This window comes from Pseudomonas sp. R3-52-08, from assembly GCF_003851745.1.
Classification (GTDB): Bacteria; Pseudomonadota; Gammaproteobacteria; order Pseudomonadales; family Pseudomonadaceae; genus Aquipseudomonas.
The window spans coordinates 2,134,947-2,157,726 of the sequence record NZ_CP027730.1; the positions used below are offsets into that span (position 1 = coordinate 2,134,947).

Sequence of the window (22,780 nt, forward strand, 5' to 3'; positions counted from 1 at the left end):
TGAGTGGGAGTGCGAATGGACCAGGCAGGGTAGTGCATATGGGCCCCATCGCGTGCCATTGGCTTGATATGGTTTGCAGTAAGGACGCCGCCTGTATGAGTGCGTAAAATGCCGGCATTTCACGCGTTTCACGCAAGGGTGCCCTTTGAGCGCAAGCAAAACCGTCGGACTGTTACTACTCTCTTCCCTGCTGGCGGCGTGCGGCACCTCGCCGCCACGCACGCCCAATGATATCTGCGGCATCTTTCGCGAAAAGGATGACTGGTACGACGCGGCCAAGGTCACGCAAAAACGCTGGGGTGTGCCGATCCAGGTGCCCTTCGCGATCATGTATCAGGAGTCGGGCTTTCGCTACGACGCCAAGACGCCGCGTAAATACCTGTTGTGGATCATCCCCTGGGGGCGCGTGTCCACCGCTTCCGGCTATGCCCAGGCCAAGGACGAAGTGTGGAATGACTACCGCAAAAGCACCGGCCGCAGCGGCGCCGATCGCGAGGATTTCGACGACGCCATCGACTTTATCGGTTGGTACATGGACAAGACCTACACCATCAATGGCGTCTACAAGTACGACGCCTACGGCCAATACCTGAACTACCACGAAGGCTGGGGTGGTTATCGCCAGCGCACCTATGCCAGCAAAGCCTGGCTACTGCCGGTGGCGAGCAAGGTGCAGGCCCGTTCGCAGATGTATGCGCGGCAATATGCCGGGTGCAAGGATGAATTGGGGCGGGGGTTTTGGAGCCGGTTCTGGCATTGGTTATAAATGCCGATTGCGGGAGGCATGCAGATCGAAATGTGGGAGGGGGCTTGCCCCCGATAGCAGGGTGTCAGTCAATGATGGAGTGACTGATGCACCGCTATCGGGAGCAAGCCCCCTCCCACATTTGGATCGCGTGTTCATGACACTTGCCAAACCCACCCGGTTCTGGGAAAACCGCAGCCTTTCACGCCTTCAATGAGAGCCCCATGAGCAACGACGAATTGCAGATCACCGACACCCGCGTGGGCGCAGGCAAAACCGTGGTCAAGGGCGCGCTGATCACCACTCAATACACCGGCACCCTGGAAGACGGCACGGTGTTCGATTCGTCTTGGGAGCGGGGCAAACCGTTTCAGTGCGTGATTGGTACAGGTCGGGTGATCAAGGGTTGGGACCAGGGATTGATGGGCATGCAGGTTGGCGGTATACGCACGTTGTATGTACCGGCGCACCTGGCCTATGGCGAACGCTCGATGGGTGCGCATATCAAGCCAAACAGCAACCTGCGTTTCGAGATTGAATTGCTGGAAGTGCTGACGCGGGATGATTGAAAGGATTGAATATGGACGTTGATCCACATGTGTTGCCCAGGTGCACCCTCGAAGGCATTCGGGTGGTTGAGCTACTTGGTTGTGACGAGGCTGAGCTGCAAGATTTTTTTGAACAAGCGCCGGATTACTTCAAGGCGGTTAACGGCGAACCCGCTACCCCGATTGAGGCTCGGGAAGAGCTAAACGGCCAATTGCCCGCAGGCTGGCATTGCAGCCGTATGTACTGGCTGGGTTACCGCGATGCGCAAAACCAATTGGTCGCCGTGGTGAATATTGCCGCAGATTTGCTTGCCGTCGGAGTGTGGCATATCGGATTGTTGATGGTGCATACACGTTGGCATAGCAGTGGGCTGGCGCAGCGGCTGCACGCGGACCTCCAGGCATGGGCGGTGGGGAAGGGTGCCCACTGGCTGCGGTTGACGGTTGTGGTTGGCAATACCAAGGCCGAGCGTTTTTGGCCCAGGCTGGGGTATGTGACGGTGCGCATTCGAGAGGGAATTGCAATGGGGCGGCAGGTGAATAGGGTGCTGATTCAGGTCAAGCCGATTGCCGAAAAGGGTATTGACGCCTATCTGGCCTTGGTCGAGCGCGACCGTCCCGGTGCTCCTTAGCCTGGAACTTACACCGAGCCCATGTTGTGGGCTTGCCTGCGAATGCAGATTGTCAGGCATGAATTAGTAGCTGACACACTGCCATCGGGAGCAAGCCCCCTCCCACATTGCTCATTGGTGTGGTCGAGAAAGGGGTTCCTGAACCCATCCTGAAGAAATTTCTTATTCACCATGTGGAAACTTTCCTACGGTTTACTCTGCATAAATCGCGGCGTAAGCTTCGCGCGTTTTCATCAATAGCGGAGACCCTCAGTGGGTACTTGTTCGAGTGACAGTAGTCGGCCGGTTTCAGTAACCGGCACATACTTGGCAAGGTAACGCGCATTTTTTCGATGCCGTTGTCTCGCCAGAAAAGCGAGAAGCGGCATCCCGGCAGCAGCCATTCCTGGCGCCTGCCTGATCCCTCTCATCGACGCTGACCAGCACCCGAGTTGCCTCGGGAGGCTACGGACGCGCCTGCCTTTTACGGTGGGCGGGCCAGGTTCGGCTGCGCCTGTTCGGCAGGCGCGGTGCGGATGGGCGGTACCTGCACGAGGGTTTTTCATCGCGCAGGAGTAACACCATGAACCTCACGCTGCTCAAAGAGTTCTTCGCCGGTTTTCTGCGGACCCGGCATATCGCCCGGCATTTTCGGCGCCTGACGATGCTGGAGACCGTGACCGACGCCAGTGTCAGCCGCGAAGTACCGCCTAGCCTTGCGCAAACCCTGGTGGCCGCAGCCAACGGCAGTGCCGTGCAGTTGCTGGGCATGCTGGGCAGCCACGCCGAGGGTTTGAACGCCCAAGAGGCCGACGCGTTGCGCGGGCAATACGGGCTCAATGAAGTCGAGCACGAGCAGCCGCTGCCTTGGTGGGTGCACGTGTGGCACTGCTATAAAAACCCGTTCAACCTGCTGCTGACGTTGCTGGCGGTGATCTCCTGGCTGACCGACGACATGAAGGCCGCTTTGGTGATTTTCTCCATGGTGGTGCTGTCGACCCTGTTGCGCTTCTGGCAGGAGGCCAAGTCGAACAAGGCCGCCGACGCCTTGAAGGCCATGGTCAGCAACACGGCCACAGTGTTGCGCCGGGATGCGGCCAAGCGCCTCGAACTGCCGATCAAGCAACTGGTACCGGGCGATCTGATCGTGTTGTCGGCCGGGGACATGATTCCCGCTGATTGCCGCGTACTCAGTGCCAAGGACCTGTTTGTCAGTCAGGCGGCGATGACCGGTGAATCGATGCCGGTGGAGAAGTTCGTCCAGCAACAGGATGCCCAGGTTCGCAACCCGCTGGACTTGGAAAACATCCTGTTCATGGGCACCAACGTGGTGTCCGGCGCCGCCACGGCGGTGATTCTCGCCACCGGCAACCACACTTACTTCGGTGCCCTGGCGCAACGCGTCACGGCGACCGACCGTGCCACCACCTCGTTCCAGCAGGGGGTCAACAAGGTCAGCTGGCTGCTGATCCGTTTCATGTTCGTGATGGCCCCGCTGGTGTTGTTCATCAACGGGTTCACCAAGGGTGACTGGACTGAAGCCTTGCTGTTCGCGCTGTCGATTGCCGTGGGCCTTACCCCGGAAATGCTGCCGATGATCGTCACCTCGACGTTGGCCAAGGGCGCGGTGTTCCTGTCGCGCAAGAAGGTCATCGTCAAGCGCCTCGACGCGATCCAGAATTTCGGCGCCATGGATGTGTTGTGCACCGACAAGACCGGCACGCTGACCCAGGACAGGATTTTCCTGGCGCGCCATGTGGATGTGTGGGGCCAGGAATCCGAGGATGTACTGGAAATGGCCTACCTCAACAGCTACTACCAGACCGGCCTGAAAAACCTGCTGGATGTGGCCGTGCTTGAGCACGTCGAAATCCATCGTGACTTAAAGGTCGGTACCGCGTTCCAGAAGGTCGATGAGATTCCATTCGACTTCAATCGGCGTCGCATGTCGGTAGTGGTGGCGGAGCAGGACCAGCCGCATCTGCTGATCTGCAAAGGCGCGGTGGAGGAGATTTTGGCGGTGTGCAGCACCGTGCGCCACGGCGAGGTCAACGAGGCGTTGACGGACGAGCTGTTGGCACGCATTCGCCAGGTGACCGCAGCGTTCAATGATGAGGGCCTGCGTGTGGTGGCCGTGGCCGCGCAACCGATGGCGCCAGGTCGCGACACCTACAGCCTGGCGGATGAAAACAACCTGACCCTGATCGGCTATGTGGCCTTCCTCGACCCACCCAAGGAAAGCACCGCGCCTGCGCTCAAGGCCCTGAAGGCCCATGGCGTAGCGGTCAAAGTGCTGACGGGCGACAACGAACGGGTCACCGCAAAAATCTGCCGTGAAGTCGGCCTGGAGCAGCAAGGGCTGCTGATGGGCAACGACATCGAGGACATGACCGACGCCGAGCTCGCCCAGGCCGTGGAAACCACCAATGTGTTCGCCAAGCTCACGCCCAGCCACAAGGAGCGCATCGTGCGCCTGCTCAAGGCCAACGGGCATGTGGTCGGGTTCATGGGGGACGGCATCAACGATGCACCGGCACTGCGTACGGCCGATATCGGCATTTCGGTGGACAGCGCGGTAGACATCGCCAAGGAAGCCGCCGACATCATCCTGCTGGAAAAGAGCCTGATGATCCTGGAGGAGGGCGTGCTGGAAGGCCGCCGCACCTTCGCCAACATGCTCAAGTACATCAAGATGACCGCCAGCTCCAACTTCGGCAACGTGTTCTCGGTGCTGGTGGCGAGCGCGTTTATCCCGTTTCTGCCAATGCTGCCGATGCACCTGCTGGTGCAGAACCTGCTGTATGACATCTCGCAGATCGCGATTCCGTTCGACAACGTCGACGAGGAGATGCTCGCCAAGCCGCAACGCTGGCAGCCGGGAGATGTGGGCCGCTTCATGCTGTTCTTCGGGCCGATCAGCTCGATCTTTGACATCACCACGTTCGCACTCATGTGGTACGTGTTCGATGCCAACACGCCGGACCACCAGACCCTGTTCCAGTCGGGCTGGTTCGTGGTGGGGCTGCTCACCCAGACGTTGATCGTGCACATGATCCGCACCCCGAAAATCCCGTTCCTGCAAAGCCGTGCGGCGATGCCGTTGATGGTGATGACGGGCGTGATCATGGCGGTCGGGATCTTCCTGCCGATGGGGCCACTGGCGCATTACTTCAAATTGCAGGCGCTGCCGTCGCTGTACTTCGTGTTCCTGCCCTTGATCTTGCTGGCATACATGGCACTGACCCAGGCAGTGAAGGGCTACTACATCCGCAAGTTTGGCTGGCAGTAGTTGCCGCAGCAGTCATGGAGGTTTTTTTATGCAGGCAATCAACAACATCAACCTCGACTCTCTGGTGGATACCGTCGTCAGCCTCACGGCGGCGTTCCTCCTCGGCGGCTTGATCGGCTTCGAGCGCCAGTACCGCCAACGCACCGCAGGCTTGCGCACCAATGTGCTGGTGGCGGTCGGCGCAGCGATCTTTGTCGACATGGCCAATCGCCTGGGCGGTGCGGAAGGCGCGGTGCGCGTGGTCGCGTATGTGGTGTCGGGCATCGGCTTCCTGGGGGCCGGGGTGATCATGCGTGAAGAGGGCAATGTGCGCGGGCTCAACACAGCCGCCACCCTCTGGGCGTCGGCCGCAGTGGGAGCCTGTGCGGGGGCCGACCTGATCCTCGAGGCGTTGCTGGGGACGCTGTTCGTACTGGCCGCCAATACGTTGCTGCGGCCGATCGTCAACAACATCAACCGCCAGCCTTTGGACGTGGTCTCAGCCGAGGTCACCAACATCCTCTATGTCATCGCGCGGCGCAGCCAGCAACAGGCGGTCATGGTGCTGCTGGAAGCCGAGCTGGCGCGATGCAACTACCCGGCCAGTGATGTCGACGTAAGGCCGTTCGGCAGCGAAGAAGTTGAAATCGAGGCCACCCTGGCCGCGACGTCGGTCGACGGTGACGAGCTGGATGCGTTGGTGGCGCGTATTTCCACCTCCAGCCTGGTGGTGCAGGCGTTCTGGAGCCCAAGTACCACCGACTGACCTGCCTGTGCGCAACCCCGTCGAGCAACGTCGGCTAAGCTTTTTTGTGGAGGAAAAATCCTACAGATAGTCAGGAATATCCCTTCAATCAAAACGTCATTGCATTGTTAAGGTTGGGCACTTACGGCTGGACGCTCGTTCTCTTCCAGCCGTTATTGCTCGTGATGTTTCAATGCGAGGGGCCTGGCTGTGAGTGGTTATCGTCCTGAGAGTTTGCAGTACCGTTGGTCGGAACTGTCATTTCTCACAGGTGACGAGGTCCCATTTGATCTGTAAGGGTACGTTGACCGCCAAGGGGTGTGTATGAGCAAGGCATTAATCGTGGATGACCATCCGTTTATACGTGCGACGGTCAAGCATTTGCTGAAGTTGGAAGGATTCGATGACATTTATCAGGCGGGTGACGGTGCAGATGCAATGCAATTGGCGCGGGAGCAACGTCCCGAACTGATCATCCTCGACCTGGCGATGCCCAAGCTGGGTGGGTTGGAAGTTATCTGTCGGATCAAGTCCCTGGGCCTGCCGTGCAGGATCCTGGTGCTGACCTCTTACCTGGCCGTATTCTTTTCCACCCGTTGCATGCGGGCCGGAGCCATGGGGTTCGTGGCCAAGACCGGCGAGCTGGACGAACTGCAAAAGGCCATCAGAGCGATCCAGTCCGGCTACAGCTGTTTCCCCAGCCTGCCGACCAGCTCGGTACGCCGTGACGATCTGCAAGAAACAGAACGGCAGATGATCGAATGCTTGTCGGACCGTGAACTGACTGTGTTGCAGAAACTGGCCCTGGGGCTGGGCAACAAGGAAATTGCCGAAGACATGCTGTTGAGCCACAAGACGATCAGCACCTACAAGACTCGCCTCAAGGAGAAATTACGTATGTCCTCAGTGGTGCATCTGTCCAAATTTGCCCAGCGCAATCATCTGATCTGATTTGAAATGACCGCCATCGCGTTCAAGCGGTTCGCCACGATCCTCTGGTTGAGCCTGTTGCCCATGGTCGCGATGGCGCTTGATGAGCCCAATGTCTTGCGGCTATTGGGCCACTCCCGTATCACCCCTCCGACCGTCACGCTGCAAGAGGCTGACTGGAGCTGGTTGCGCGAACGGCGCACATTGCTGATGGGGGTGTCCGCTCCTGATTACGCCCCGTTTGACCTGACCAATAACCGTGAAGAACTCGAAGGCATCACCGCCGACTTTGCAGCGCTGATCAGCCAGGCCCTGAATATTCCCATTGAGGTCCGGTGTTACGAAACTCGAGATGAAGTGATTGAAGCCCTCAAGCGGGGTGATGTGGACTTCCTCGGCTCGGCCAATGGCTATGAAGCGGCCGACCCGCAACTGGTCCTGTCCCGTTCCTACGCCAATGACCAACCCACTCTGGTGACCCGCACCAGCGATAGCCAGGCGCTGACCGAGGACTTGGCGGGCAAGCGCGTGGCGATGCTCTATCACTATCTGCAACCTGAAGTGGTGCGGGCGTTTTACCCCCATGCCCAGGTAGAGTTGTTTTCTTCGGCCTTCGAGGCCATGGGCGCCGTGGCGTTCGGCCGCGCCGATGTGTATCTGGGCGATGCTATCAGCACCAATTACCTGATCCACCGAAACCAGCTCAATGTTGTACGCATGGCGGATTTTTCAACCCTTGAAGTCAACCCGTTTGCCTTTGCGTTCACCCAGCGGAATACGCGGCTGCCGCCGATCATCAATGCTGCGCTGGAGGCAATTCCCGCCGGTGAGCAGATGGAAATATTGCGCCGCTGGAGCGGCGGCAACCTCGGGATTGTCGGCGCCGGTCGTTTGCACCTGAGTGCCAGCGAACAACGTTGGCTCCTCAAGCATCCACGGGTCAAGGTCGCGGTACTCGACAAACTGCTGCCGCTGTCGGTCATCGACGACCAGGGGCAGTTCGAGGGACTGAGTGCCGAGGTGCTGGCGCGCATCAGCCTGCGCACCGGTTTGAAGTTCGACGTGGTGCGGGGCAACTCGATACCGCGTCAGATCGACCAGGTCAACGTGGGCGCGGCGGATATGATGGCGGTCGTGACCCCCAGTGTTGAATGCGCCGAAAAGGTGCGGTTTACCCGTCCCTACCTGACCAACGCCTTGGTGCTGATCACCCGAGGTGATCAACACAGCCCGGTCACCTTGGAAGATATGATAGGTAAACGCCTGGCGATGATCAGCGGCAATGGGCTGCGCGATACGATCTCACGGGACTTTCCCGGCATCGTGTTTATCGATGTCGAGAGCGCGGAGCAGGCGATGGCGATGGTGGCGAATGGCGAAGCGGAGGGGACGGTCAACGCCTTGATCAGTGCGCGCTATATGATCGCCCGGTATTACCGCGACCGGCTGCGAATCACCAGTACGGTCGGCTCCGAGCCTGCGCGAATCACGTTCGGGGTCAACCGCAGTCAGTTGGAGCTTTATTCGATCCTCGACAAAGCGCTGCTGAGCATCACCCCGCAGGAAATGGATGAGATGATCTCTCAATGGCGCAGCGAGGTGATCATCGAAGACAGTTATTGGCTCAGGCACCGCAACATGATCATCCAGGGGTTCGGGCTGGCCGCGTTACTGCTGATCATCACATTGAGCTGGGCCATCTACCTGCGCAGCCTGATTCGCAAGCGCGTCCAGGCCGAACGGGCCTTGAGCGACCAGATGCGCTTCATGAGCGTGTTGATCGACGGCACGCCGCACCCAATTTATGTGCGTGACCGGCAGGGGCGATTGATGGCCTGCAATAACGCTTACCTGGACGTATTCGGTTATAAGCTCGAAGACGTGATTGGTAAAACCGTGGTCGAAACCGACGCCGACAACCTGCCCCAGGCTCAGTCGTTTCATCAGGATTACCTGCGCCTGATGGCAGAAGGCGAGCCGCAGATTCATGATCGAATACTCAAATTGCCCAACGGCGATGCCCTGACCATCTACCAGTGGATGCTGCCCTATCGCGACGGTGACGAGAAAGTGGTGGGCATGATTGCCGGTTGGGTGGACGTCAGCGAGCGCCAACAGTTGTTGGGTCAGCTGCAAGAAGCCAAGGACGAGGCTGACGCCGCCAACCGGGCCAAGACCACCTTCCTGGCGACCATGAGTCACGAGATCCGTACGCCGATGAACGCGGTGATCGGCATGATCGAGCTGGCCCTGAAGAATGCCGAGCGGGGCGTGGCCGACCGGGATGCCCTGGAAGTGGCGTCGGAGGCTTCGCGTGGCATGCTGGAGTTGATCGGCGATATTCTCGACATCGCTCGGATCGAGTCCGGTCATCTGTCGTTGGCCCTGGAACCGGCCAACCTGCACGAGTTACTGACCTCGGTGGCGCGGGTGTTCGAAGGTCTGGCGCGGGCCAAGGGGCTGGCGCTGCAGGTTGAACTTGATCCGTTGATCGACCGCGTGGTCCTGATTGACCCACTGCGTTTCAAGCAGGTGGTGTCGAATTTGTTGAGCAATGCCATAAAGTTTACCCACGAGGGCGAGGTCAGGCTCGGTGCTCATGCGGCGTTCGAAGGGGAGCATCTGGAGCTGAAATTCTGGGTGCAAGACACCGGAATTGGCATCAGCGCCCACGACCAGCTGCGCCTGTTCAGCCCCTTTATCCAGGGCAGCAATGGCGAACAGTCGGCACGTAGCGGCTCCGGCCTGGGGTTGGTGATCAGCCGCAACCTGTGCGAAATGATGGGGGGGCGACTGCACTTGAGCAGTGTGCTGGGGCAGGGCTCGCGGGTAGATGTAACGTTGGCCTTGGTCATGACCGCTGTATTGGCGCAGGAGGGGGCGTCGGCAAACCCTCCGGCAGAGCCGCCCGATGCCCTGAGTATCCTGGTGGTGGACGACTACCCGGCCAACCGCTTGCTGCTGGCTCGGCAGTTGAGTTTCCTGGGCCACCGTATCACCACGGCCGAGGATGGGATTCAGGGGCTCGAGCAATGGCGTGCCGGGCAGTTCGATGGCGTCATCACCGATTGCAACATGCCGTTCAAGAATGGCTACCAGTTGGCACAGGACATCCGCGTATTGGAGCGTGAACGAGGCCTGGCGCCGTGCCTGCTGCTGGGGTTTACCGCCAACGCACAACCCGAAGAGGCCGAGCGCTGTCGGCAAGCCGGTATGGATGGGTGCCTGTTCAAACCCACCGGGCTTGACGATTTGCGCGTGGCGTTGGCGTCGCGCTCCACTTACGCCCTGAGCCCAGAAGCGGCAGCGTTTGATTTGAGCACCTTGATCGCGTTGACAGGCGAGGACCATCACGCGCTTACCGAATTGTTGACCCCCTTGCTCGACAGCCTCGAGGCGGACCGGGCGCTATTGCCGACGCTGCAGCGCAAGGCGGACTTCGCCAGGCTGCACGACCTCGCCCATCGCGCGAAGGGCGGTGCCCGCATGGTCAAGGCAAAGGTGTTGATCGCTCGCTGTGAAGCACTGGAGGCAGCCTGTGAAAGCCAGGACCGCAACGCGCTGGGGGTGGCGATCGATGAGGTGGCGCAGGCGATGATCGCTTTGCATGAGGGGTTGAGTCTCCATTGCAATCAGCCTTGATCCCGATAACAACCATTCGGAGCTTTTGGGAGAAGTCCTACGTGCTGGGGGAACATGCCTGATTTTGTCGTCGGGATTTGTCTGGAAAATGGGCCACGCTCACTGACGAGCGCTGCCTGCCCAGGGGCTTGCCATGCCGAACAAAGCACTGACCATCCTGATTGCCGATGATCTGCACTTGCAGCGGCTCTACATCGAAAAGATGCTTAACCAGTTGGGGTATTACCGGATCGTGCCGGTGCAAACCTTCGAAGAAGTCCAGATTCTCACCGCCATTCCGGCCGAACCCTTCGATGTGCTGATCATCAATGCGGGGCTGGCGGCTCATGCGCGTGGGCCCCACCCTCAGGCACGTCATGTATTGATCTACGACGACCTTGACCTGGGTGGTCCCGTCGGCGCAATGCCGACGGTAGCGGTACGCCTGCCGGGCGTACCGGATAACGTCAATCTCGAACATTTCATGGACATCATCGACCCCCCCGAGGCCATGACCGGCTTGCGGGTTTTGCCGTGGCTAAGGGCGCTGTCCCGCGGACCGGTGGTCGGCGTCTAGGCCCACGTAACTGCCCAAGTGGCTTGTGCCCGATGACGGCAATCATTGGGTATGGCTGTGTTCACGAAGGCGCTCGGCGGCACTGCGCAGCAACTGCTCGGTGCCCGCCCAACCCAGGCAGTCATCGGTTACCGACACGCCGTATTTCATTGACGGGCTCAGAGGCTGGCAACCTTCGAACAGGTGGCTTTCGAGCATCATGCCGATCAGCGACGTATCGCCTTGCAAGCGTTGCTCCAGCACCTCGCTGAACACCGCCGGCTGGCGCAACGGGTCTTTGCCGCTGTTGGCGTGGCTGCAATCGACCATGATGCGTGCCGCAACGTTGGATTTGGCCAGGTCATGTTTGATTTGGGACACGCTCTGCGCATCGTAGTTTGGCCCGCGGTGACCGCCGCGCAGCACCAGGTGGGTGTCGGGGTTGCCAGACGTCTGGATGGTCGCCGGATGGCCCTGGCTGTCGACGCCGAAGTGGCGGTGCGGGTGCGAGGCCGAGCGCATCGCGTCACAGGCAATCGCGACGCCGCCGTCGGTGCCGTTTTTGAAGCCAACGGGCATGCCCAGGCCGCTGGCCATTTCGCGGTGGATCTGCGATTCGGTGGTGCGCGCACCAATCGCGACCCAACTGAGCAGGTCATCGAAGTAGCCGGCGGCCATGGGTTGCAACAGCTCGGTGGCGACCGGCAGGCCCAGGCGCAGCATTTCGCGCATCAGTTCCCGAGACAGCGCAAGGCCTGCGGCCATGTCGTCGCTGCCATCGAGGTGCGGATCGTAAGCCAGGCCTTTCCAGCCAACGGTCGTGCGCGGTTTTTCGACGTAGGCGCGAATGACCAGCTGCATCTGGTCGCTGACTTCAAGCGCGAGCTTCTTCAGGTTACGCGCGTATTCCAAGGCCGACTGCGGGTCGTGTATCGAGCACGGGCCAACAATCACCAGCAAGCGTGGATCATGCCCATTGAGGATGGCGCGCACGGCTTGGCGGTGGGCGTGTACCTGTTCATTGAGGAACGGGCTGAGGGGCAGTTGATACTTGAGCTCAAGGGCGCTGGGCAGGCGCTGGGTCAGGGCTTCATTGGCGCTGTTCAGGGTGGAGACGGGCAAAGCGGCGACAGAGACGTTCATATTCTAGATTTCCTGGGCAAGCGGCGGGCAATTCCCGCGCGCTTGGCCTACTGGGGTGTTCGACAATTGGCCGTATCGGCTACGTGTGTTGGCTTGCCACCAAGAGGTGACCGGTCGGAGGCGGCAGGCTGTCCCGAACGGGGCTGGCTAAATCGCCATGCAGCGCAAGTGTCGTGGCGGTAATAGGTGATGGTGTTCATGGCGTGATTCCTTTATTTAAGTGTGCTGATCAAAAAAATTATCAGGGCCTGAAAAAACAAAACCCCCGGTCGGGGAGCCGACCGGGGGTTAGATTTCTCTGGCAGGCGACCCCTTGAGTAGTGGGCGCCGATTTCAGGTATCAGGCGCGCCAGCGGCTAAACCAATACCCAAAATAAAAGCTGACCAGTGCGCTCGAACCGTTCACACGGGTAGCCGACACCGAGCGCGATGCGCTGGCAGCGGGGCAAACCTGAATGTGGGTGAGTTGCAACATGGCATGTCTCCAAATGATGCGGGGAGCTTACTAGAGCGGCGCAGGTGGATTCAATCAGTAATTTCTATCGCATGGGGGGACTTACGGCTATGGGGGGAGTGTCGATATGCTGAACGCACTTAAGATTGCCAGGACGCAACCATGACTGCCTTGACCCTTGCTGCGGCGCAAACCCTTTCCATCGCAGGCGACGTAGCAGCCAACATCGCGCGACATCTCGAGTTCATGCAGGCTGCAGCTGCACAGGGCGTGCAATTGCTGGTGTTTCCAGAGCTGTCGCTGACCGGCTATGAGCCCGCGCTGGCAGCCAAGCTGGCCATTGCGCCTGAAGACCCACTGCTGGCGCCATTACGCGAGATGGCCCAGGAGCTGCAGTTGACGGCGGTGGTAGGTATGCCGATCCGCCTGGCGCCAGGGTCGGATGTACTGATTGGCGCCTTGGTCCTGGGGGTTGATGGCTCGGTGGCGGTCTACACCAAACAGCATCTGCATCCGGGCGAAGAACTCGCGTTTGCGGCCGGGCAGGGCGGTGCGGCGCTTGAGTGGGGGAAGGATCGTATTGCGCTGGCTGTGTGCGCTGACTTTTCCCACGCCAGTCATCCGCGCCAGGCAGCGCTGGCGGGCGCCACGGTCTATGCCGCAGGCGTATTGATCAGCGAGAGCGGCTACGCCACGGACAGCGCGCTGCTCCAGGGGTATGCGGCCGAGCATCGTCTTCTGGTGTTGATGGCTAACCATGGTGGCCCGTCGGGCGGCTGGGCTTGTGCCGGCCGCAGTGCGATATGGGCGGACGATGGTCGATTGCTGGCGGCGGTGCCTGGCGTCGGCGAAGCGCTGGCAATTGCCCGTCGCGATGGCGAGCGCTGGGTTGGGCACGTGGTGGCTGTGTAAATGCCTTTCTACCTGCGCGCTGCGACGGACCACGACCTGCCATTTGCACGATCCCTGACTCACCGGGCGATGGACCGTTATTACGTGAAAAACCAGTTACTGTGGTCCGACGATGGCTTTGATAGGGCCTGGGCTGCTCGAGAAAACTGGCTGATTTACGCGGATGACTGCGTTGTCGGGTTTATCAGCCTGAGCCGTGATAGCCACGCGCTCTATATCCGCGAACTGCATATGCTCGAGGCCTATTGCGGGCTCGGTGCGGGCACTTGGGTGCTGGAGCAGATGGCGCTCAAGGCCCAATTGCCGGGCCTGTTGCGTTTAACCGTGTTCAAGACCAACCCGGCCAAAAGGCTTTATCAGCGCACGGGGTTCAGCGTTGTCGGTGAAGAGGCCGGATTCTGGCGGATGGAACGCGTTTGTCGCTCAACATCCTGTTGACGGTGCCGTTCCTTGATGTTTCAGCCTGGCCTTGTGCAGGGGTACGCATTGCGGGCATAGTTCAAAAAATCGTTTAATTTGTTTAACGAAGTGATGAGCCTGTCACCTCTTGCGGTGTGCCAAATAGGATCATGCATCCAGATGAGTGGAATCGGTTCGCGTTTAAGGCAAGAAAGAGAGCGACTTGGCCTGTCGCAAAAGGTGTTTGGTGAAATCGGAGGCGTGGAAGCCAACGCCCAGGGCAAATATGAAAGCGGTGGGCGCGCGCCCAAGGCCGACTACTTGTCTCGCGTGGCCGGCAGAGGCGTGGATGTGCTGTACGTGTTGACCGGGACCGCGACGCCGACTCCACTGGAAAATCTGAGCCAGCTTGAAGAAAAAGTGCTGGTTGATTACCGGGCATTGTTCAAGGAAGACCAAGAGGCAATCCGCCGCCTGACGTCGACCCTGGCCGAGCATTCCCTTTCTCGCCATGGAAAAACCAAGCCTGCGCCGCAGGATTCCTGACCTTTTGCCCAGCAAATCCGGCCGTTCGCCGCTCGATAGAGGCGTGCCGAGCGCTCAAACTCCACATATATGACGCTTGCAGCTAGGTCTGCGCCCTGGTTTTTTGCTAAGGTGTTCAGCAACCTATAAGACCATATCGCGAGGTGTCTGCTTGATTAGGGTGCTAGTAGTCGATGACCATGATCTCGTTCGTACAGGCATTACACGAATGCTGGCTGACATCGACGGCCTGCAAGTAGTCGGCCAGGCCGAGTCGGGGGAGGAATCTCTGATCAAGGCCCGGGAATTGAAACCCGATGTGGTGTTGATGGACGTCAAGATGCCGGGAATCGGCGGTCTGGGCGCCACTACCAAATTATTGCGCAGCCATCCGGATATCAAGGTTGTGGTAGTAACGGTGTGCGAAGAGGACCCATTTCCTACGCGTCTGCTGCAGGCGGGAGCCGCGGGTTACCTCACCAAAGGCGCCGGCCTGGCGGAAATGGTGCAAGCCATTCGCCTGGTATTTGCCGGCCAGCGCTACATCAGCCCGCAGATTGCCCAGCAGCTGGCCATCAAATCCTTTCAGCCCACCAGCGACTCGCCGTTTGACGCGCTGTCTGAGAGGGAAATCCAGATCGCCTTGATGATCGTCGGTTGCCAGAAGGTGCAGTCGATCTCCGATAAGCTGTGCCTCTCGCCCAAGACCGTCAACACCTACCGCTATCGCATCTTCGAGAAACTCGCCATCAGCAGTGATGTTGAATTGACCCTGCTCGCGGTGCGCCACGGCATGGTGGACGCTAGCGCCTGACATGACCACACCGTTTGATCCAAGTGCCTTTCTCTCGACCTGCAGCGGCCGCCCCGGCGTGTACCGTATGTTCGACAGCGAGGCGCGCCTGCTCTACGTAGGCAAGGCCAAGAACCTGAAAAACCGTCTGGCGAGCTATTTTCGCAAGACCGGTCTCGCGCCGAAAACCGCCGCCCTGGTTGCGCGTATCGCCCAAGTCGAAACCACCATTACCGCCAATGAAACTGAAGCGCTGCTGCTTGAGCAGACGCTGATCAAGGAATGGCGGCCGCCGTATAACATCCTGCTGCGTGACGATAAATCCTACCCCTACGTGTTTTTGTCGGATGGTGCCTTCCCGCGCCTGAGCATCCACCGGGGTGCGAAGAAGCAGAAGGGCAAGTATTTCGGGCCTTACCCCAGCGCCGGCGCCATTCGCGAGAGCTTGAGCCTGCTGCAGAAGACGTTTTTTGTGCGCCAGTGTGAAGACAGCTTCTACAAGAACCGTACGCGCCCGTGCCTGCAGTACCAGATCAAGCGCTGCAAGGCGCCCTGTGTGGGCCTGGTGGAGCCGGCGGAGTACGCCGAGGATGTGCGTCACTCGGTGATGTTCCTCGAGGGGCGCAGCAACGCGCTGACCGATGAACTGTCCGGGGCCATGGAGCAGGCGGCCAGCACCCTGGATTTCGAGAAGGCTGCCGAGCTGCGCGACCAGATATCGCTGCTGCGCCGCGTCCAGGACCAGCAGAGCATGGAAGGCGGCACCGGCGACGTCGACGTGATCGCGGCGTTCGTCAACCCGGGCGGCGCCTGTGTGCACCTGATCAGCGTGCGTGGCGGACGTGTGCTGGGCAGCAAGAACTTCTTCCCGCAAACCGGGATCGATGAAGACGTCTCCGAGGTGATGGCCGCGTTCCTCGGCCAATATTATGTGAGTAGCCCTGAGCGCGACTTGCCGTCGGAGCTGATCGTCAACGTGGTCCACGAGGATTTCCCGACCCTGATCGAGGCGATCCATGAACTGCGCGGTCGCGAGCTGGACATCAGCCACCGCGTTCGCGGCACCCGTGCCCGCTGGCAGCAGCTGGCCGTGACCAACGCCGAACAGGCCCTGGGCGCGCGCCTGGCCAATCGACAGCACGTCGCCGCACGCTTCGAAGCCCTGGCCGAAGTGCTCAACCTGGACGAGCCGCCCCAGCGCCTGGAGTGCTACGACATCAGCCACTCCAGCGGCGAAGCCACCGTAGCCTCCTGCGTAGTGTTCGGCCCTGAAGGCCCGATCAAGGCCGACTACCGGCGTTACAACATCGAAGGCGTTACCGCCGGCGATGACTACGCCGCCATGCACCAGGCCCTCACGCGGCGCTTCAGCAAGTTGAAGGAAGGCGAGGGCAAGTTGCCCGATATCCTCTTGGTGGACGGCGGCAAGGGCCAGTTGTCCATGGCCCGCGACGTCCTCAATGAACTCGCCGTGCCCGACCTGATCCTGCTCGGGGTGGCCAAGGGCGCCACGCGCAAGGCCGGTTTCGAGACGTTGTACTTGAATGATGCCGCGCATGAGTTCACTTTGAAGGGCGACTCTCCGGCGCTGCACCTGATCCAACAGATTCGTGACGAAGCCCACCGCTTCGCCATTACCGGCCACCGTGCACGACGCGGCAAAACCCGCCGAACCTCAACCCTGGAAGGGGTGGCAGGGGTCGGCCCGACGCGGCGTCGCGACTTGCTTAAACATTTTGGTGGCTTGCAGGAGCTCTCCCGTGCCAGCATTGACGAAATAGCCAAAGCACCCGGTATCAGTAAAAAGCTCGCTGAATTGATTTATGCCAATCTGCACAGCGAATAGAATGCCTTCTCACCTCGTAGCCAGTTGTGCCGATGAATATCCCTAATCTGATCACCGTTCTACGCGTCCTGCTTATCCCGATTTTTATCCTGCTGTTCTATTTGCCGTATGAATGGAGCTATGTCGCCTCCAGTTCGGTATTCGCCTTTGCCGCCGCCACCGACTGGCTCGACGGCTACCTGGCGCGCCGCCTGGAGCAAAGCACCCCGTTTGGCGCGTTCCTTGACCCGGTGGCCGACAAACTCATGGTCGCCGTGGCCCTGGTGCTCTTGGTGCAGGAACATGGCAACTTGTGGCTGACCCTGCCGGCTGCCGTGATCATCGGTCGCGAGATCGTTGTCTCGGCCCTGCGCGAATGGATGGCCGAAATCGGCGCCCGCGCCCACGTCGCCGTATCGAACATGGGCAAATGGAAAACAGCCGCGCAAATGCTCGCGCTGGTCATCCTGCTGGCCAATCCGTCGGACTTCTCGTTCTGGGTCCTCACCGGCTACGCCTTGTTGCTCATCGCTGCAGGCCTGACGCTGTGGTCCATGCTGCAATACCTGCGCGCCGCCTGGCCCCACCTGCGCACCACCGTTGAAAAGAAATAAACTTTTTTGAATCAAGGGGTTGACGGGTGCTGGGGATTCTATAGAATGCGCATCACCAAGCGGGAATAGCTCAGTTGGTAGAGCACGACCTTGCCAAGGTCGGGGTCGCGAGTTCGAGTCTCGTTTCCCGCTCCAAATATTGCGCTGCAGAGTTCCACTGAATTCTGTAAGTGATTGAAATCAGGGCCTTTAGGCCCTTTTTTCGTTCCAGCGGGAACCACTGAAATCCAGCTCCATCCAGTGCTTTTAAGTCCCGATTTAAGTCCCGAATGAGGATCTTGGATTTGGATGTGCACTGAATCGGTTTTTTGCTGGAGCAGCTTGGATAGCGAGACGAGCATCTGGCCCTGACTCTGTTCAGGAGCTCGCTATGGCACTCTCGGATACTACCGTTCGGCAAGCCCGAATCACCGGCAATGACTACACGATAGGCGACACGGATGGGCTTGCGCTCAACGTGACGGCTCGCGGCGGAAAAATCTGGCGTTTCAGATACTACTGGGCGGGCGTGCAGAAGCGCATGTCTCTGGGTAGCTATCCGCAAATCAGCCTCAAAGAAGCCCGCGTCCGACGTGACGAGGCGCGAGCCTTGGTCGCCCAAGGCATCAATCCCTATGAGCACCGTAAGCAGCAGCGTCGTGCTGTTCGTTTTGCGGCAGAGCACACCTTTGAGGCTGTGTTCAATCAGTGGGTGGAGTTCCGTAGGCTGAGCCTGAAGGAAGGGCGCCAGAGTACGCTCTCGCAAATCCTGCGAATCTTCAATAAGGACGTTCTGCCCACGCTCGGTGTGCGGTCTATCTACGATATCAGTCGTCATGATTTGCTGGATTTGCTGAGCAGGATCGAACAGCGCAAAGCCTTAACGACCGCCGAAAAATGCCGGACCTGGTTCAACCAATTGTTCCGCTATGCGCTGGTGAAGATCGAGGGGCTGGAACACAACCCAGCTTCAGACCTTGATGTGGTTGCACTCCCCAAACCTCCGGTTACGCATAATCCATTTCTTCGTATGGACGAGCTCCCGGCATTGATGGCTGCTCTTCGAAACTACGGTGGCGCCAACCAAACTCGGCTTGGCCTTCGGTTGTTGCTGCTGACCGGTGTCCGCACGGGCGAATTGCGGTTGGCAACACCCGACCAGTTCGATCTGGAGAAACGGTTGTGGGTGATACCCGCGGAGGTGGTGAAACAGCTCCAGCTAGCCATGCGAAAGCCAGGTAAGCAGACCCAAAGTGTACCGCCTTATATCGTGCCGTTGTCGGTTCAGGCTCTGGAGATTGTGCGTCACTTGCTGGAACAGGTTGTCCCCGCACAACGCTACTTGTTTGCGCATCGAAGCGATCTGAGCAAGCGTATCAGTGAGAACACGCTGAATGGCGCGTTACGCCGGATGGGGTACGCCGATCAACTCACCGGTCATGGCATGAGAGCGACGATCTCGACGGCGCTGAACGAGATCGGATACCCGAAGGTGTGGGTGGATGCCCAGCTTTCTCATGCCGATCCAGACAAGGTGAGTGCGGCCTACAATCACGCGGAGTATGTCGAGCAACGCCGGACGATGATGCAGGACTGGGCGAATCGTCTCGATCTTTGGGGGCAGGGCCAGCTGAAAGCGGCAAGCTCTCCGCTTACCATCCGATTGGAGGGGGCCGCTTCGCTGCCGTCGCTGGAAAACGTGAAAACGAATTCCATTCAATTCAACGGCGCCTTTCCGATGACAACCGTCTCGGCGCCCAAGGCTTCGGTTAGCAACGAACCAGCTCTGATTGTGTCGCACCAGCCGCCTGTCGTACCTCTTTCGGCCCCGACTGAAACGCCGCATAAATCTCACGTGTCTGACATCCAGCGCGAACGCGCCGAGATGCTTGCCATTTATGAGGCCGCTAGTAATTTGCCGTTACTGGTTTTCGCGAAATTGGCTGGCAAATCCCGAGATCAGATCAACCGTGATATCAAGGCTCGCCGTCTGCTGTCCCTGAGCCTGGGGAATCGCGGTCAGCGCATTCCGGATTGGCAGCTTGATCCGTTGCGGCATAAGTTGGTACTCGTATTGCTTGAGCGGTTTCCAGATGTAAATGCTTGGACGCTTTATCGGATGCTCTGTGAGCCCCATGAGCGACTAAAAGGCTTTTCACCTATTGATGCTCTTACTCCCGAAAATTTCAATCAAACTACAAGAAAAGTGGTCCAATGCTTAAGCTAAAAACTGTGGTGCTATATCAACGCGGTGACAAGGACTGCGTCGCGTGCTTGAGTGATGAGCGCTCTTGCTATTAGAGCGCTTGTCAAATAATAAAAATTTCAGATTTTAGAAACTCTATAAGCCGGTTGGAATCTTTTCCTGCGGTTTTGAGCCCTCCATCTCTTGTTATAACAAAGCTCGCAACAAAATCCCGAGTGGTTGATTTAAATGTCAATGCCGATATGTAGTAGGCTCTTCCGGCGATCAACTGCTCAACCGTTTCTTTGATGTTCAATCCGCCAGTTGCAGTGATTTTTGCAGAGGTACCCTCGCCAAGGTCTATCTGCGAGATACTTATTGAGGTGTTTTGGAAATTCGAAGCTAAGAAATTATTGGTATAAGTGAGTTTTCTAATGTCCAAAGAGATGGGTTCGATGGAAAAATTAAAACCACTAGCTTCGCCAAGTTTCATTATAAATGTGTTTAAGTTTCTTCCTGGATTGATGATTTCCAAAGTGTTACTGCTAAAAAATATCTTAAACTGTGTGTCCCTATATACGATTCTGCGGGTGGTTATGGTTTCGCCAAATGGATCTTTTTGGGATTCGTCATATTCAATTCTTTCGATATATCTTGCCTCGATTCTATCCTTACGAAAACTTGAGATTTGAAAACCATCGGAAGAATATTGATTGAACTTTCTCTTGTTGATTTTTGAGTTCAAAGTTTCGGCGTCTAAACTAGAGGAAAACTTGTACCATTTTATTCTGGTCATTGCTCGTCTTCCTTTTGGCTGCCATTGGTGTACGAGGTTTGCTCTGTCTTTAAGTTATGGATCACAATTTGAGCTGTCTGCTCAATTAGTGCAATATACTCTCGTTTTTCATCGTCTTTGAATGATCTAATGCTTTTTGTGTATTCAAGGCTGCTAAAGTTGTAATACCCTTTGATACTGAATTTAAAACCTTCCCCAGTTTCAGGTTTCTCAAATCCAGCAAAAAATTCTACTCGCTCTCTTTTTCCTGAAGTTTTATCGGACCTCCATACGATAGAGGCTATGTAGAATCCTCCGTTTTTGAGATCTTGGTATTGTTTAGAGCTGAGAAGGCTTTCTCCACGTAGTGCTGCGTTTTTTACTACGCCTAACATCTCATCCCGGGCTTCATCACTAATGTCCGCTTCCTCCTCGTCATCGCTAGGCAGATTGTTCTTTGTGTGGCTGGACTCAACTTTTATATTGGTAACATTGCTAAGTCTAAATCCGGGTAGTGATGTGATAAGTCGTGTGAAAAATTCAGTTTTTGCGAGATGTCCCGAAATGTCAATTAGCTCAATTTTTAAGATAGGAATGATTTTTTTCTTTTTTTCTTCTATCCTGTTTGTTAGTTTTTTTGCTATAGATTCTCCTTTGCTGTTTGCTGGGAATCTCAAGATTGTATTTTTTGAATTAACCTCAAACTCAATGTCGGCTTCTTTTTTGATGCGTTGCATCAGTCTGCTTTTGGCGTAGTTCAAGTCGGAATATTCTATCTTTACGGTGATCTTGTTTCCGTCTTGAACTATCTTTACTTTCTCATCCTCCTCAGGACTCTCTTGGAACTCCTTGGCAATTTCCTTGATCTCTTCAATAGTCAGACTTCCATTAAGCGTTTCACTCTTGATTTTGTCACTTCTATTGTTTTGCTCACGCCTAGAGAGCAAAACATTCAGGTCGTAATAATCATGCGGGAGAAGTGAGATTTTTTCTGCAAGATCATCTCTATCTTCATTTGCAGAGTAGAAAATCCCTTTGTCTTTTGCGAGCTCTAAAAGAACGTGTTCAGTTAATCGTTGCTTGGCTGATTTTAGAACGTCAAAAATTTCTTTATCAGTAGCACAATAATAGAGTGGATTTTTTTTATCAGTCATCACGCATACCTATTTCGACCTCTGAAAATGTTTGGGTGGTAGTCGTCATTTGGGAGAATTCTATGCTGTTCAATATTTTTCCGATTTCTCCACCGCCGCAACGTTCCGCATATTCGTCGACAGCTAGCTTGAATTTAGCGTTTGCTGATTGATGGGGGTCAAGAATTTTTATTGTCACTTTGTTTCCGCTGACTAGAACCTGATAATGCATAAGGCAGTCGATCAGGTATAAAAACTCGGCTTGTTCAAAGCCTCGTTTCCTATAAAAGATTACAAAATCATTTTTGGGAGCGTCGGGAACCATAGAGTACTGCATGATGATCCAAGAAGAGGTAAGCATTTCAAGTGTGGCAGCTGGGGCCTTTTCAAGCTTAACGTTTTTTTTGTTTGATAGATGAGGGTAGAAAAATTTGCATTGATTGCGAGATGGTAAGTCTTCACTGCCTCGCATTCTAAGTATTTCATCCTTGACATTGTTAAGCCAGAATATATCCGCAGGGCTTAGTACGACGAGCTTAGAACCTTTGGGGATGTTGAGCTCTTCGCTTTTTATATTTTCAATTCTTTTGGAGAAATCCGCATCGAACTTCCCATCATGGTTGTAAATAAAAAGCAATCCGCAGATATTTTTTGCGACATGTTCGTGAGTGTATTCAGATTGCCACGGTTGGCTTTTTTCTGCACACTCCAAGCTGTTGGCCAAACTCTTTACGGCCACTTTAACTTTTTCAGTCGTAATTGTTTCTTTCTTGTAGCTTTTTAGGTCGCAGTTGATATAGGTTCGAGCTTGTGAATACGGCTCTTCGTACCAAAAAACAATATCGGTTGGGTGGGTCGAAACGCTATGTTTTTCAGGTTCTTCGCAAGTCCAGTTCCTATCGTGCGGGCCAACTCTGTTCCATAAAAACTCTCCGAATATACCTTTCGAGAGTATTTCCGCCATTTTTGCAATATTAGCTGTCTCAGCCATGTCATTCCTTGATTATTGATTTTAAAAT

Annotated in this window: 20 protein-coding genes and 1 tRNA gene; 16 read left to right on the forward strand and 5 right to left on the reverse strand. The window is 56.9% G+C overall.

Annotated elements, in window-relative coordinates:
* Positions 1 to 145 precede the first annotated feature (145 nt).
* The 8 genes from C4J91_RS09905 (at position 146) to C4J91_RS09940 (ending at position 11,045) form a co-directional block, all read left to right on the forward strand.
* On the forward strand, positions 146 to 766 hold the full coding sequence (locus C4J91_RS09905; protein ID WP_124362143.1) for a hypothetical protein: 621 nt from the start codon (positions 146 to 148) through the stop codon (positions 764 to 766).
* Between the two features lie 203 nt (positions 767 to 969).
* Complete coding sequence (locus C4J91_RS09910; protein ID WP_124362144.1) at positions 970 to 1,314, forward strand: FKBP-type peptidyl-prolyl cis-trans isomerase; 345 nt, start codon at positions 970 to 972, stop codon at positions 1,312 to 1,314.
* An 11-nt stretch (positions 1,315 to 1,325) separates the two neighbouring features.
* A complete protein-coding gene (locus tag C4J91_RS09915; RefSeq protein ID WP_124362145.1) occupies positions 1,326 to 1,925 on the forward strand; it encodes a GNAT family N-acetyltransferase in 600 nt (199 codons plus the stop codon).
* 562 nt (positions 1,926 to 2,487) lie between these two features.
* A complete protein-coding gene (gene mgtA, locus C4J91_RS09920; protein ID WP_124362146.1) occupies positions 2,488 to 5,193 on the forward strand; it encodes a magnesium-translocating P-type ATPase in 2,706 nt (901 codons plus the stop codon).
* Positions 5,194 to 5,221: 28 nt separating this feature from the next.
* On the forward strand, positions 5,222 to 5,938 hold the full coding sequence (locus tag C4J91_RS09925) for an MgtC/SapB family protein (RefSeq protein ID WP_124362147.1): 717 nt from the start codon (positions 5,222 to 5,224) through the stop codon (positions 5,936 to 5,938).
* Positions 5,939 to 6,241: 303 nt separating this feature from the next.
* Positions 6,242 to 6,868: a response regulator transcription factor gene (locus tag C4J91_RS09930; protein ID WP_124362148.1), complete on the forward strand. Its 627-nt coding sequence runs from the start codon at positions 6,242 to 6,244 to the stop codon at positions 6,866 to 6,868.
* A 6-nt stretch (positions 6,869 to 6,874) separates the two neighbouring features.
* Positions 6,875 to 10,489 (forward strand): transporter substrate-binding domain-containing protein, encoded by a 3,615-nt coding sequence (locus C4J91_RS09935; protein ID WP_124362149.1) that lies wholly within the window; start codon positions 6,875 to 6,877, stop codon positions 10,487 to 10,489.
* Positions 10,490 to 10,622: 133 nt separating this feature from the next.
* Positions 10,623 to 11,045: a chemotaxis protein CheY gene (locus C4J91_RS09940; RefSeq protein ID WP_124362150.1), complete on the forward strand. Its 423-nt coding sequence runs from the start codon at positions 10,623 to 10,625 to the stop codon at positions 11,043 to 11,045.
* A 42-nt stretch (positions 11,046 to 11,087) separates the two neighbouring features.
* On the opposite strand, the gene C4J91_RS09945 is transcribed toward C4J91_RS09940, so the two are convergent.
* Both C4J91_RS09945 and C4J91_RS27750 read right to left on the reverse strand, forming a co-directional pair.
* The gene (locus C4J91_RS09945) at positions 11,088 to 12,167 is read right to left on the reverse strand and encodes a 3-deoxy-7-phosphoheptulonate synthase (protein WP_124362151.1); all 1,080 of its coding nucleotides are present in this window, start codon (positions 12,165 to 12,167) and stop codon (positions 11,088 to 11,090) included.
* 340 nt (positions 12,168 to 12,507) lie between these two features.
* Entirely contained in the window at positions 12,508 to 12,642 is a 135-nt protein-coding gene (locus C4J91_RS27750; protein ID WP_256658946.1) for a hypothetical protein, read from the reverse strand.
* A gap of 141 nt (positions 12,643 to 12,783) precedes the next feature.
* Between C4J91_RS27750 and C4J91_RS09950 the strand changes: the two genes are divergently transcribed.
* From C4J91_RS09950 to C4J91_RS09985, 8 genes are all read left to right on the forward strand, one after another.
* Positions 12,784 to 13,533 (forward strand): carbon-nitrogen hydrolase family protein, encoded by a 750-nt coding sequence (locus C4J91_RS09950; protein WP_124362152.1) that lies wholly within the window; start codon positions 12,784 to 12,786, stop codon positions 13,531 to 13,533.
* Positions 13,534 to 13,971: a GNAT family N-acetyltransferase gene (locus tag C4J91_RS09955; RefSeq protein WP_124362153.1), complete on the forward strand. Its 438-nt coding sequence runs from the start codon at positions 13,534 to 13,536 to the stop codon at positions 13,969 to 13,971.
* Between the two features lie 141 nt (positions 13,972 to 14,112).
* The gene (locus C4J91_RS09960; RefSeq protein ID WP_124362154.1) at positions 14,113 to 14,478 is read left to right on the forward strand and encodes a helix-turn-helix domain-containing protein; all 366 of its coding nucleotides are present in this window, start codon (positions 14,113 to 14,115) and stop codon (positions 14,476 to 14,478) included.
* Positions 14,479 to 14,629: 151 nt separating this feature from the next.
* Positions 14,630 to 15,271 (forward strand): UvrY/SirA/GacA family response regulator transcription factor, encoded by a 642-nt coding sequence (uvrY, locus tag C4J91_RS09965; protein WP_017530522.1) that lies wholly within the window; start codon positions 14,630 to 14,632, stop codon positions 15,269 to 15,271.
* Position 15,272: 1 nt separating this feature from the next.
* Positions 15,273 to 17,096, forward strand: coding sequence for an excinuclease ABC subunit UvrC (uvrC, locus tag C4J91_RS09970; RefSeq protein WP_124362155.1), 1,824 nt, complete (start codon positions 15,273 to 15,275; stop codon positions 17,094 to 17,096).
* A gap of 32 nt (positions 17,097 to 17,128) precedes the next feature.
* Positions 17,129 to 17,689 carry a CDP-diacylglycerol--glycerol-3-phosphate 3-phosphatidyltransferase gene (pgsA, locus tag C4J91_RS09975; RefSeq protein ID WP_034119069.1) on the forward strand — a complete coding sequence of 187 codons (561 nt, stop codon included), beginning with the start codon at positions 17,129 to 17,131 and terminating at the stop codon, positions 17,687 to 17,689.
* Positions 17,690 to 17,748: 59 nt separating this feature from the next.
* Positions 17,749 to 17,824, forward strand: a tRNA-Gly gene (locus C4J91_RS09980).
* A gap of 235 nt (positions 17,825 to 18,059) precedes the next feature.
* Positions 18,060 to 19,895 carry an integrase arm-type DNA-binding domain-containing protein gene (locus C4J91_RS09985; RefSeq protein ID WP_124362156.1) on the forward strand — a complete coding sequence of 612 codons (1,836 nt, stop codon included), beginning with the start codon at positions 18,060 to 18,062 and terminating at the stop codon, positions 19,893 to 19,895.
* A gap of 82 nt (positions 19,896 to 19,977) precedes the next feature.
* Here the strand turns inward: C4J91_RS09985 and C4J91_RS09990 are convergent, their stop codons facing one another.
* The 3 genes from C4J91_RS09990 to C4J91_RS10000 are packed head-to-tail and all read right to left on the reverse strand — an operon-like array spanning position 19,978 to position 22,752.
* The gene (locus C4J91_RS09990) at positions 19,978 to 20,649 is read right to left on the reverse strand and encodes a hypothetical protein (RefSeq protein WP_124362157.1); all 672 of its coding nucleotides are present in this window, start codon (positions 20,647 to 20,649) and stop codon (positions 19,978 to 19,980) included.
* Positions 20,646 to 21,782, reverse strand: a complete 1,137-nt coding sequence (locus tag C4J91_RS09995) for a hypothetical protein (protein WP_124362158.1) — start codon at positions 21,780 to 21,782, stop codon at positions 20,646 to 20,648. Before C4J91_RS09995 ends, C4J91_RS09990 begins: the two co-directional genes overlap by 4 nt.
* Positions 21,775 to 22,752: a hypothetical protein gene (locus tag C4J91_RS10000; protein WP_124362159.1), complete on the reverse strand. Its 978-nt coding sequence runs from the start codon at positions 22,750 to 22,752 to the stop codon at positions 21,775 to 21,777. The genes C4J91_RS09995 and C4J91_RS10000 overlap by 8 nt, the downstream gene beginning before the upstream one ends.
* Positions 22,753 to 22,780 lie beyond the last annotated feature (28 nt).